The sequence below is a fragment of the Chitinophaga ginsengisoli genome (assembly GCF_003014595.1).
Lineage (GTDB): Bacteria > Bacteroidota > Bacteroidia > Chitinophagales > Chitinophagaceae > Chitinophaga > Chitinophaga ginsengisoli.
This window is the reverse complement of sequence record NZ_PYGK01000006.1, coordinates 26,032-38,252: the sequence shown is the minus strand read 5'-3', so window position 1 is coordinate 38,252 and position 12,221 is coordinate 26,032. Positions and strand designations below refer to the sequence as shown.

General features: G+C 45.0%; 11 protein-coding genes and 6 tRNA genes. 1 reads left to right on the top strand and 16 read right to left on the bottom strand.

Annotated elements, in window-relative coordinates; genetic code table 11:
• Positions 1–30 precede the first annotated feature (30 nt).
• From rpoB to CLV42_RS15960, 6 genes are all read right to left on the bottom strand, one after another.
• The gene (gene rpoB / locus CLV42_RS15985) at positions 31–3,840 is read right to left on the bottom strand and encodes a DNA-directed RNA polymerase subunit beta (RefSeq protein ID WP_106602926.1); all 3,810 of its coding nucleotides are present in this window, start codon (positions 3,838–3,840) and stop codon (positions 31–33) included.
• Between the two features lie 245 nt (positions 3,841–4,085).
• A complete protein-coding gene (gene rplL / locus CLV42_RS15980; RefSeq protein WP_106602925.1) occupies positions 4,086–4,460 on the bottom strand; it encodes a 50S ribosomal protein L7/L12 in 375 nt (124 codons plus the stop codon).
• A 96-nt stretch (positions 4,461–4,556) separates the two neighbouring features.
• A complete protein-coding gene (gene rplJ / locus CLV42_RS15975) occupies positions 4,557–5,084 on the bottom strand; it encodes a 50S ribosomal protein L10 (RefSeq protein WP_106602924.1) in 528 nt (175 codons plus the stop codon).
• A gap of 40 nt (positions 5,085–5,124) precedes the next feature.
• On the bottom strand, positions 5,125–5,814 hold the full coding sequence (gene rplA, locus CLV42_RS15970; RefSeq protein ID WP_106602923.1) for a 50S ribosomal protein L1: 690 nt from the start codon (positions 5,812–5,814) through the stop codon (positions 5,125–5,127).
• A 47-nt stretch (positions 5,815–5,861) separates the two neighbouring features.
• Positions 5,862–6,302 (bottom strand): 50S ribosomal protein L11, encoded by a 441-nt coding sequence (gene rplK, locus CLV42_RS15965; RefSeq protein WP_089835181.1) that lies wholly within the window; start codon positions 6,300–6,302, stop codon positions 5,862–5,864.
• Between the two features lie 292 nt (positions 6,303–6,594).
• The gene (locus CLV42_RS15960) at positions 6,595–7,806 is read right to left on the bottom strand and encodes a transglutaminase domain-containing protein (RefSeq protein WP_106602922.1); all 1,212 of its coding nucleotides are present in this window, start codon (positions 7,804–7,806) and stop codon (positions 6,595–6,597) included.
• A gap of 113 nt (positions 7,807–7,919) precedes the next feature.
• Here CLV42_RS15960 and CLV42_RS15955 point away from each other — a divergent pair, with 113 nt between their 5' ends.
• Entirely contained in the window at positions 7,920–8,501 is a 582-nt protein-coding gene (locus CLV42_RS15955; RefSeq protein WP_106602921.1) for a DUF1579 domain-containing protein, read from the top strand.
• A 56-nt stretch (positions 8,502–8,557) separates the two neighbouring features.
• On the opposite strand, the gene nusG is transcribed toward CLV42_RS15955, so the two are convergent.
• The 10 genes from nusG to hpf all read right to left on the bottom strand — a co-directional run bounded on the left by nusG (position 8,558) and on the right by hpf (position 12,149).
• A complete protein-coding gene (nusG, locus tag CLV42_RS15950) occupies positions 8,558–9,148 on the bottom strand; it encodes a transcription termination/antitermination protein NusG (protein WP_106602920.1) in 591 nt (196 codons plus the stop codon).
• Positions 9,148–9,342 carry a preprotein translocase subunit SecE gene (secE, locus tag CLV42_RS15945; RefSeq protein ID WP_089835185.1) on the bottom strand — a complete coding sequence of 65 codons (195 nt, stop codon included), beginning with the start codon at positions 9,340–9,342 and terminating at the stop codon, positions 9,148–9,150. Before secE ends, nusG begins: the two co-directional genes overlap by 1 nt.
• 65 nt (positions 9,343–9,407) lie before the next feature.
• Positions 9,408–9,478, bottom strand: a tRNA-Trp gene (locus CLV42_RS15940).
• A 125-nt stretch (positions 9,479–9,603) separates the two neighbouring features.
• On the bottom strand, positions 9,604–10,791 hold the full coding sequence (gene tuf / locus CLV42_RS15935) for an elongation factor Tu (RefSeq protein WP_106602919.1): 1,188 nt from the start codon (positions 10,789–10,791) through the stop codon (positions 9,604–9,606).
• A gap of 70 nt (positions 10,792–10,861) precedes the next feature.
• Positions 10,862–10,935, bottom strand: a tRNA-OTHER gene (locus tag CLV42_RS15930).
• 33 nt (positions 10,936–10,968) lie between these two features.
• Positions 10,969–11,040: transfer RNA gene (locus CLV42_RS15925), tRNA-Thr, on the bottom strand.
• A 70-nt stretch (positions 11,041–11,110) separates the two neighbouring features.
• Positions 11,111–11,183, bottom strand: a tRNA-Gly gene (locus CLV42_RS15920).
• A gap of 204 nt (positions 11,184–11,387) precedes the next feature.
• Positions 11,388–11,469: transfer RNA gene (locus CLV42_RS15915), tRNA-Tyr, on the bottom strand.
• A gap of 72 nt (positions 11,470–11,541) precedes the next feature.
• Positions 11,542–11,615, bottom strand: a tRNA-Thr gene (locus tag CLV42_RS15910).
• Positions 11,616–11,849: 234 nt separating this feature from the next.
• Positions 11,850–12,149, bottom strand: a complete 300-nt coding sequence (gene hpf, locus CLV42_RS15905; RefSeq protein WP_089835187.1) for a ribosome hibernation-promoting factor, HPF/YfiA family — start codon at positions 12,147–12,149, stop codon at positions 11,850–11,852.
• Between the last annotated feature and the right edge of the window lie 72 nt (positions 12,150–12,221).

Below are 12,221 nucleotides of genomic sequence, written 5' to 3'. Positions count from 1 at the left end.
ACTATGGACCATCAACTTATGGACTAATTATTAATCAAATTTCAAATCCAGACCCAGACCGCGGAGCTCATGTATCAATACATTGAATGATTCCGGTACGCCTGCTTTGGGTATGTTATCGCCTTTAACGATAGACTCATATGCTTTGGCACGGCCTACAATGTCATCAGACTTAATGGTTAACAGTTCCTGCAGGATGTTGGATGCACCATATGCTTCCAGTGCCCACACCTCCATCTCACCAAAACGCTGACCACCGAACTGCGCCTTACCACCCAATGGCTGTTGTGTAATGAGACTGTACGGTCCGATAGAACGGGCGTGCATCTTATCATCAACCATGTGGCTCAGTTTGAGCATGTAGATAACACCCACGGTAGCTTTCTGGTGGAAACGCTCACCGGTTTCGCCATCATACAGGTAAGTATGGCCGAAGCTTGGCAGACCGGCTTCGTCGATATAACCAGCTATTTCTTCTGTAGTAGCACCATCAAAGATTGGCGTTGCAAACCTTACTCCCAGTTTCAGACCAGCCCAACCCAGTACTGTTTCGTAGATCTGTCCAAGGTTCATACGGGAAGGTACGCCCAATGGGTTCAGTACGATATCTACCGGTGTTCCATCTTCCAGGAATGGCATGTCTTCATCACGTACGATCTTCGCAACAATACCCTTGTTACCGTGACGGCCCGCCATCTTATCACCCACTTTCAGCTTACGTTTGCTGGCCAGGTATACCTTCGCCAGTTTCAGTACGCCTGCTGGCAACTCATCACCAATTGAAATGTTAAACTTCTCACGTTTGTAACGTCCCAGTTCTTCGTTGTACTTGATGTTATAGTTGTGCAGCAATGTGTTGATCTGATCGTTGGTTACCTCGTCGGTAGTCCAGCCAAGCGGATTCACATTCTGGAAGTCGATATTAGCCAGGTTCTTCGCAGAGAATTTAGAGCCTTTGGAGATCAATACTTCACCGTAAGTGTTGGTGATACCCTGAGAGGTTTTATCCTTCAGCAGTGTCAGCAACTTACTCATCAGCACTTCCAGCAGGTCTTCTTCATTCTTCTGGTGTACTTTTTCCAGTTTCTCCAGAGCCGCTTTTTCACGGGTCTTGGAGTTCTTATCTTTCTTGGCGCGGCTGAACAGTTTCTTGTCAATTACCACACCTTCTGTGCTTGGAGGCGCCTTCAGGGAAGCATCTTTCGCATCAGAAGCCTTGTCACCGAAGATCGCACGCAGCAGTTTTTCTTCAGGAGAAGGATCAGATTCACCACGTGGGGTGATCTTACCAATCAGGATATCTCCTTCCTTAATGTGCGCACCCACACGGATGATACCGTTCTGGTCCAGATCTTTGGTAGCTTCTTCACTTACGTTTGGAATATCTGGCGTCAGTTCTTCTTCACCCAGTTTCGTATCACGTACTTCCAGCTCATACTCATCGATGTGGATGGAAGTGAAGAGGTCTTCACGGCCCACACGCTCAGAGATTACGATCGCATCCTCAAAGTTGTAACCTTTCCATGGCATGAACGCCACTTTCATGTTACGGCCCAGTGCCAGTTCACCACCACGTGTAGCGTAACCTTCTGTCAGGAAGTCGCCAAACTCGAGCTGTTGACCTTTCTTCACCGCAGGACGCAGGTTGATACAGGTGCTCTGGTTGGTTTTAACGAACTTGGTCAGCTGATATATTTTCAGGTCATCTTCAAATGACACCAGTTTCTGCATCTCATCACGCTCGTAACGAACATGAATTTCATTTGCATCCACGAATTCAACCACACCTTTACCTTCAGCGGTGATCTGCAGACGGGAGTCGCGCGCTGCCTTACCTTCCAGACCGGTACCTACGATAGGCACCTGTGGGTTGATCAGCGGTACTGCCTGACGTTGCATGTTTGATCCCATCAAAGCACGGTTGGCGTCATCGTGTTCCAGGAACGGAATCAGGGAGGCGCTCAGACCCACGATCTGGTTCGGAGCAACGTCCATATATTCAACTTCACCCTTATCAAGGATCGGGAAGTCACCGGTTTCACGGGATTTAACCTTATCATTGAGGAAGTGACCGGCTTCGTCCAATGGAGCGTTCGCCTGCGCGATCTTCACAGAGTCTTCTTCTTCAGCACTCAGGAACTGCACTTTATCCATGTCTACTTTACCATCATTCACCTTACGGTAAGGCGTTTCGATAAAGCCCATGTCATTCACTTTCGCGTGTACGCACAGTGTGGAGATCAGACCGATGTTCGGACCTTCCGGTGTTTCGATAGTACACAGACGACCATAGTGGCTATAGTGTACGTCACGCACCTCGAAACCTGCTCTTTCACGGCTAAGACCACCGGGTCCGAGTGCGGAGATACGACGCTTGTGCGTGATCTCAGACAGCGGGTTCGTCTGATCCAGGAACTGGCTCAGCTGGCTGGTACCGAAGAAGGAGTTGATTACGGAAGACAGTGTCCTTGCATTGATCAGGTCCACCGGTGTGAATACCTCATTATCACGAACGTTCATTCTCTCACGGATGGTACGGGCCATACGGGCCAGACCAACACCAAACTGCGCATATAACTGTTCGCCCACGGTACGCACCCTACGGTTGCTCAGGTGATCGATATCATCGATCTCCGCTTTACTGTTGGTGAGCTGTACCAGGTATTTAATGATCGCGATGATATCTTCTTTGGTCAGCACTTTCATGTTCAGCGGTGTAGGCAGACCCAGTTTCCTGTTGATCTTATAACGGCCTACATCTCCGAGGTCATAACGCTTGTCAGAGAAGAACAATTTATCAATGATACCCCTTGCTGTTTCATCATCCGGCGCATCGGCACCACGCAACTGGCGGTAGATGTGCTGAACGGCTTCCAGCTCGGAGTTAGATGTATCTTTATTTAAAGTATTGTAAATGATGGAGAAGTCGCCGCTCACCTCTTCTTTCTGCACGAACACGCTTTTCACACCCATATCCACGATCGTCTCGATATTCGCTTCGTCGAGGATACTGTCACGCTCAAGCACGATCTCATTACGCTCGATGCTCACTACCTCACCGGTATCTTCATCTACGAAATCTTCCACCCAGCTCCTGAGTACGCGTGCACCCAGTTTCTTACCGGCATATTTATCCAGGCTCTTCTTGTCTGCTTTTACTTCGTCAGCCATTCCAAAGAGCTGCAGAATATCCTTATCTGTTTCGTAGCCGATCGCACGCAGAAGGGTAGTTACAGGGAACTTCTTCTTACGGTCGATGTAAGCGTACATCACATTGTTAATGTCAGTTGCAAACTCCATCCACGCCCCTTTGAACGGGATCACCCTTGCAGAGTAGATCTTGGTACCGTTTGGATGTATGGACTGTCCGAAGAATACACCAGGAGAACGGTGGAGCTGGGATACTACCACGCGCTCTGCGCCATTGATCACGAATGTACCTCTAGGGGTCATGTAGGGTATATTCCCGAGGAATACGTCCTGCACAATCGTCTGGAAGTCAACGTGCTCCTCATCATTACAGCTCAGGCGTAATTTAGCCTTCAGCGGTACTGAATAGGTAAGCCCACGTTCAATACATTCCTCTATAGTATATCGCGGAGGGTCTACAAAGTAGTCCAGAAACTCCAGATTAAAGATGTTACGGGTATCTGTAATCGGGAAGTTCTCCTTAAATACTTTAAAAAGGCCTTCATTGTTACGTTTGTCTGGTGTGGTTTCTAACTGGAAGAAATCCTTGAAAGATTGGATTTGGATAGCCAACAGATCCGGTGTCTCAGTAACTTGTTTGATCTTTCCAAAATTTACTCTTTCGCTTGTTTGGGCTTTTTTTAGAGACATATTCGAAGTTAGCAGTTATATTAACTTATATAATATTGTGAAGTAAATCACAACATGGATCGGGGAAATTAAGACATCTTTGCCAAATACCCTCAAAAATTTCTGTCTTCTCTATCGTGTCAAATCCACCGACCTGGTGATTCCCCCTTTTTGACGCTCCGAAAAGACACTTTCCCAAAGGGAAGAAGGCCAAAAGTGCCGGAAGCACTTTTGACCTTTATAAAGAGGTATCCTTTAAGCAAAGATTACTGAATTTCAACTTCAGCACCAGCTTCTGTCAGCTTAGCTTTCAGATCTTCTGCTTCAGCTTTGGAAACGCCTTCTTTCAGTGGTTTAGGCGCACCGTCTACCAGTTCCTTAGCTTCTTTCAGACCAAGGCCGGTCAGATCTTTAACGATCTTAACTACGTTCAGTTTGCTAGCACCTGCATTTTTCAGGATAACGTTGAAGGCAGTTTTCTCTTCAGCAGCAGCAGCACCGCCACCACCATCAGCAGCTACTACAACTGCAGCAGCAGCTGGTTCGATACCGTATTCAGATTTCAGGAAATCAGCCAGTTCTTGTACTTCCTTAACAGTTAAACCTACTAATTGTTCGGCTAAAGCTTTAACGTCTGCCATTGTATAATGTTTTTAAGAATTTTAAAGATTGTAATAATTTATATTGTGACTTGGAAGCCAGTGTTGTTTTGCGCGCCTGTCAAGGCATTCAGCCAATTACTCAGCCGCAGGTGCTTCTGCGCCAGCACCTTCTTTCTTAGCTTTCTCAAGCAAGCCAGCGAGAACGCGTTTTGCAGGAGATTGCAACAGACCGATAACGTCTCCAATGAGTTCGTTCTTGGTCTTGATCTTCACCAGGTTAGCCAGTTGCGCATCGCCAGTGTAAATTTCATCACCTACGAATGCAGCCTTCAACTCAGGCTTTTCTGTTTTCTTGTTTTCCTTACGGAAAGAAGAAATGATCAGAGCTGGTTCTTTAGGGCTGTCAGAGAACATCAGGGCAGTAACGCCGTTCAGCGCGTCGTATACACCTGCATATTTCTCAGCATCCAGAGATTCCAGTGCCTTACGGATCAGGGTGTTCTTAGCCACCTTCATTTCTACATTCTTGTCGAAACAAACCTTTCTCAGGTTGTTAACCTGCGCAACGGTCAGAGACTCGGTGTTGGTGATGTAGAAGTTGTTATATTGAGAGAACTTACTTTTCAGCAGTTCAATCGCTTCGTTTTTTTGATCTTTGTTCATAGCTTTTTGTCAGTTTGTTGATCTGCCACAAGGCCAATCATTAGTTTTGAACAGATTTTGTGTCAACTGTAATGCTCGGGCTCATTGTGCTCGCCATAGACAGTCCTTTCAGGTAAGTACCTTTCGCTGTAGCTGGTTTCAGCTTGATGATAGCGTTGATCAACTCCTGAGAATTCTGTTCGATCTTGTCAGAAGCAAATGATACACGGCCAATTGAAGCGTGGATGATACCTGCTTTATCCACTTTGAAAGTAATCTTACCGCCTTTCACCTCGTTAACCGCAGCTGCTACATCATTGGTAACAGTACCAGTCTTAGGGTTCGGCATCAGGTTACGTGGACCCAGGATCTTACCCAGTTTACCGATCTTAGGCATTACAGCAGGAGTAGCTACGATTACATCGATATCTGTCCAGCCAGCTTCGATCTTCTGGATATACTCGTCCAGACCAACATGATCAGCACCAGCTTCTTTCGCTGCAGCTTCTTTATCAGGAGTGCAAAGAACCAGTACACGTTTAGTTTTACCAGTACCGTGGGGAAGCGTTACGGAACCACGGATAGCCTGGTCTGCTTTCTTGGGATCTACGCCCAGACGGATATGTAAATCGACAGAACTGTCGAATTTGGTGCAGTTAATGTCTTTTACAAGTGTGGAAGCTTCTTTCAGGCTATAAACCTTATTTTTGTCCACCTTTGTATCGGCTGCTTTTCTTTTCTTAGTTGCCATTGCAAAATGTTTTAAAAAGTTAACCTGCTTTCAACAGGGTGACACAATTAATTCCAGGGAGCGTTACCATCTACTGTGATACCCATAGAACGGGCAGTACCAGCTACCATCTTCATGGCGCTTTCCTTAGTAAAACAGTTCAGGTCAGCCATCTTATCCTGAGCGATTGCTTCAATCTGTGCCCAGGTAACTTTACCAACCTTATTACGGTTAGGCTCTTTGGAACCACTCTGCAATTTGGCCGCTTCCAACAGCTGAACAGCAGCAGGAGGCGTCTTAATTACGAAATCAAATGACTTGTCAGTGTAAACAGTCAGTAACACAGGTAATACCTTACCCATCTTATCCTGGGTACGGGCATTGAACTGCTTACAGAACTCCATGATGTTCACACCTTTAGAACCCAATGCGGGACCGATCGGAGGAGCAGGGTTGGCCTGGCCGCCCTTCACCTGCAATTTCACGTACGTAGCGATCTCTTTTGCCATGTTATAAAGTTTAATTTGGTGAAAACGTCCCATCTTCGACGAGACTCCCAAAACTAAAAGGAGAAAATTTACTTACTAAATAGAGAAAATTTACCTTTTAAAGGGGATGCAAAGGTATATAATAATGTATTAAATCTCAAAAAGAATTTGCTTTCGGGCATTCTTTTTGCTATTATAATCAGTTTGGGTCGAAAATTTTACAATTCTATTGCAAATAGTATTTTATCTTAACCCGGTAGTAGATACTTCAACAGGGTTAAATATGTCTTCTATGGTCTGCAACAAATCTAATTTAATTTAATGGAATTCCCATCCATGTCGTCTTATAAAACAAAGATTTTCTGAACACCTTTTTGGTCTTAATATATTTGTCCACAAACGCCTGTTCCTCCCCTACACGCTTCTCCATCGCACTCAATGACTCCTGCAGTTCGCTGATGTTTCCCCGGATCGCCCCCTCATTCCTGTTCAACCCGGCCAAGCCCTTCCTGCTCTCCGCCAGCTTCCTTCCTATCGCGTCCACCATCTCCCTGATATCTCCATCCGGCTTCGACGGCTTAAACTGATTATTCTTGAACTGTACATACTCATTGAACATGTTTACAGCCCGGTTATATTGATTACTGCTCCTGTTAAAATCATCTATTGCCTTGTTCGCCGCCGCTATCTGCCTGTTCTCCGCAATATATTTGACCAGGCTTTTATAATAACCCAGCTCATGGCCGATCAGCTGGTTAGTCACCCCATATCCTTCTATCCTGTTGACAACCAGCTGGTATTTCAGAAGATCATCATTCATCGTTTCGTAGGCAAGCACCGAATCCTTATAATTAAATACTGCACGTTCTGCCGCTGCTTTCAGATTATTGTCCCTGAACTCATCGTGCCGGTAAGGATGCTCCAGCAACTGCCATAAAGGATCAAAAGGCATGTGCGTCCCCACAAAAGCTGCAGGCGCCACCAGAAAATAACTGTCTACCGGTTTCCTGATAAATTTGTTATTGTTCACCACGCCCGCGCCCCAGGTCGGATCTGTCATATACCAGGTATTATCCACCTGCACCGCAACCCAGGCATGACTGGCATTATCGATCCTGCCAGAAGTTTTGGTATACCCTCCTATCAGATGTACCGGAATTCCCGCTTCTTTACAAACCAGGTAATACAGGTTCGCATAACCCTGACAAACACCAATCCTGGTCTTCAAGGTCTTCTGCGCCGCATCCAGGGTGTCTTTATAATAATTAGGACTATACATATTAGGCACGTCATACCCTATGTTCCATGCCAGCCAGCTATACAACTGCCGGACAAACTCTTTCCGGGAAGTGGTATGTGCTGATAAATAATTGCTCAGTGTAACAGGAGTTGCCAGGTCAGCCTCCGGTATCACCAATGCTGCCGGTACCGGACGTTCGGTACTGATTCTTTCCCTTGGCTGAGCATATAACAGTGATGCAGAAAATGATGTGATGATAGTTAACAATATAAAAACAACCCTCATATGTATAGTAAAAATGTCCTCAAAATTAATGAATATCTGCTAACCTATAACAGCATCTCTATCCAACCTTCTCTGTTTTCAAATGTTATGATACAAACAAAACTCCACCAATTATGAGACGTCTATTGTTATTTTCAGCCTCAATCATCATCTCATTTTTATCGCTCAACACGACCTCCCGTGCCCAGACACAATCTGACGAACAAAAGGCCTGGAAGGAATATATGACTCCGGGCGCCGTTCACCAGATGCTTGCCAAATGCGATGGCGAATGGAGCTTTGATATGACGATGTGGATGAAACCAGATGCCCCGCCAACCACTTCAACGGGCACTACCATCAACAAGATGATCCTGGGCGGCCGCTACCAGGAATCAGTGCACAAAGGCACTTTTATGGGAATGCCTTTCGAAGGGCATGGCCTTCTCGCCTATGACAATGCCAAGAAAATATTCCAGAGCTCCTGGGTCGACAACATGGGCACCGGCATCATGAATGCAGAAGGTACCTGGGATGAGGGTACAAAGTCTGCCACACTCATGGGGAAGTCGGTAGATCCCATGACAGGAAAAGACATGGATGTCAAAGAGATCTTTAAGATGATCGATGACAATCACCAGGTGATGGAAATGTACATGGTGAATGATGGCAAAGAATTCAAAACAATGGAGATCAAATACTCCAGAAAGAATTAGGCATAAAAAAACCGTCCTGCTTAAAGCGGGACGGTTTAATATGATTACTGAAATAGTTAGCTGATTTTTTCTACCTGCATGAAGTTCAGTTCCACTGGAGTGGCACGACCGAAGATCTTCACCGTTACTTTCAGTTTCTTCTTGTCTTCTATCACCTCTTCGATGATACCATTGAAGTCGTTGAAAGGTCCGTCTATGATCTTGATGGTTTCGCCTACTATGAAAGGCTCGCTCATGGTCAGTCCGTTGTCAGACATTTCATCAACCTTACCTAACATCTTGTTCACTTCAGCCTTACGCAGAGCGATGGGCTTATCTTTACCCAGGAAGTGAATCACGCCTGATACGTTGCGGATAGACTGGATCACCTCGTCGGTCATTTTGCCGTCTATTGCTTCGATCATTACGTAACCTGGATAGAAGTTCTTTTCGCGCATCACCTTTTTACCTGCCTGCACTTTATACACTTTCTCTACAGGTAAAAATATCTGGGTGATTACGTTACCCCAGTCGGAGCGGCGTACTTCGATATCCAGGTATTCCTTTACCTTTTTCTCTTTACCACTCACTACGCGCAGAACGTACCATTTGGTGTCCTGGGTGGGAATGTTAGTTTCTTCTGCAGGGTTATTGGATGCTTCTATCATTATCCTATTATTTTATAGTACTGTGTTAACATGAGATGTGAAAGGGCGTCCATACCCCAAACAATCGCGGTGATAACAACAGTAGCGATTAATACGACCATTGTGGAAGACTGCAGTTCCTGCCATGTAGGCCAGGATACTTTATGCACCAGCTCGTGATAGGACTCCCGGAAGTATGCTCTAACCTTATTCATGGGTTTAAAAATTAACCGTTTGAAAACATGAAAGGTGAAAAGCCTTCACTTTTCACCATTGTTAGCACGGGCACAAGGATTCGAACCCTGATCAAAGGTTTTGGAGACCTCTATTCTACCATTGAACTATGCCCGTGTGTGTAAGAAAAGACCATTAGCTGCCAGCTTCAGGCTATTCAGCGAAACAAATTTACATAAATTAAATTTATCCGCTGACTGCAATTTGCTAATTGCTAATGGCCTTTTATATCAAGAAAGTGATTACTTAATGATCTCAGTAACCTGACCAGCACCTACGGTACGTCCACCTTCGCGGATAGCGAATTTCAGACCTTTTTCCATAGCGATTGGAGCGATCAGTTTTACTACCAGAGAAACGTTATCACCAGGCATAACCATTTCAACACCTGCTGGTAATTCAACTTCACCAGTTACGTCAGTTGTACGGAAGTAGAACTGAGGACGGTATTTGTTGAAGAACGGAGTGTGACGGCCACCTTCTTCTTTGCTCAGTACGTATACCTCACATTTGAATTCAGTGTGCGGAGTGATAGATCCTGGTTTAGTGATAACCATACCACGACGGATCTGAGATTTTTCAATACCGCGGAGGAGCAGACCAGCGTTGTCACCAGCTTCACCTTCATCCAGTAATTTTTTGAACATCTCAACACCAGTACATGTAGAAGTCAGTGGTTTTTCGATCAGACCAACGATTTCAACTGGCTCACCAACTTTAATCTTACCACGCTCGATACGACCTGTAGCAACAGTACCACGACCAGTGATAGAGAATACGTCTTCTACAGACATCAGGAACGGCAGATCAACCGGACGAGGAGGCAGAGGAATGTATTCATCTACAGCGTTCATCAGTTCTTCAACTGCAGCTACCCATTTGTCTTCACCAGCCAGAGCGCCGGTTGCAGAACCCTTGATGATTGGTGTGTTATCACCATCATAGTTATATTTGCTCAGCAGTTCGCGGATTTCCAGTTCAACCAGTTCCAGTAACTCAACATCATCAACCAGGTCAACCTTGTTCATGAATACTACGATACGAGGAACGCCTACCTGACGAGCCAGGAGGATGTGTTCTTTAGTTTGTGGCATCGGACCATCTGTAGCGGCAACCACCAGGATAGCACCGTCCATCTGCGCAGCACCAGTGATCATGTTCTTCACATAGTCAGCGTGACCAGGACAGTCAACGTGCGCGTAGTGGCGGCTAGCTGTCTGATACTCAACGTGTGCTGTATTGATGGTAATACCTCTTTCTTTTTCTTCAGGAGCCGCATCGATCTCATCATAACCTTTCTTCTCTGCCAGACCCTTGTTTGCCAGAATCGTAGTAATGGCAGCAGTTAAGGTAGTTTTACCGTGGTCAACGTGGCCGATGGTACCAATGTTTACGTGGGGTTTATCCCGCTTAAAGGTTTCTTTTGCCATTGTATTTTTTTTAGATGGTTTGTAAAGATTGTATTGATAGTTGTTTTTAAAAAACGGTTTTACAAACTTGTGCCGCTGATGAGAATTGAACTCACGACCTTTCCTGGGTTTTCACCAGGAACGCTCTGCCACTGAGCTACAACGAAATCCGGATCCCGGATGTTTGGAAATCCGTTGAGCTGTTGATGAGAATTGAACTCACGACCTCTTCCTTACCAAGGAAGTGCTCTACCCCTGAGCTACAACAGCATTGAAAATCTTTTAAAGAACTTTCATCCCATGTAATACCAAGACAAAATTTCGAACCGGTATTACGATGAGCGGGAGACGAGGTTCGAACCCGCGACCTACAGCTTGGAAGGCTGTCGCTCTACCAACTGAGCTACTCCCGCATTTAATAATAATTAACTAAAGAACTGTGTGTCTTTTTCACTGTAAGCTTCCTTTTGAGGGGAACTGCCATCTGATAGACACCATTAAGTACTACTTCCTCTACTCTTTCTCTCTTCAGTGTATATTTCCCTTTCGGGAGAACCTGCACTTAACAGACAAGTTCCGCCTTTGCTAAGGGGCAAAGGCGGAACATTTGCGCTGAGTGGGCAGGACAGGATTCGAACCTGTGAAGACGTAGTCAGCGGATTTACAGTCCGCCCCATTTGGCCGCTCTGGAACCTGCCCATTTTAATCCTTAAACTCCTTTCCAAAAATCTCGTCCGTCCGGACCACTTTTTTGCTTCGGAATTTTTCCGGAGCCAGCAGAGGGATTCGAACCCCCGACCCACTGATTACAAATCAGTAGCTCTGGCCAACTGAGCTATGCTGGCTTATGTTATTCAAGAATCTTATAAAAGGTATCCGTTATAAGAGGGTGCAAAAATAGTTGAATTTAATTAATCTCAAAATCTTTTTTTCAGCACCCGGATACAAATTTTAAGACTTGTATTAATTGGCTAAAACACCCTACAGTAAAGAACTTTACTACCTTCGCCGATCCCTTTTTTCGATCGGGATGGCAAAGGTAGTAAACAGATATTTAATTCCAAAATATTTTTATGATTTTACTGAAATTTCTTCTCTTTGGTTTTCTTGATCTGGTTAACAACCGAGTCAAAGGCGAGATCAAACGACTCCTCGAAGGATTTGGATTCGTGCTTTACAAATAAGTCTTGGCGGGGTATATGGACTTTTATCTCAGCTATTTTATCCTTAATCTGATGGGCTATTCCATCTAACTTTAAAAAAACTTCTACGCTAATAATTCGGTCATAAAAGGTATTGAGTTTTTGAATTTTTTTACTAACATGATCAATCAACTTTGAGTCAGCATCGAAATGTACTGTTTGAATTTGAACGTTCATAGCACTAATTTTTAGTTTTAAACAATCTTGTACATGCTCGTAACATTACGTCCATAGGCTTTCATTTTTTAA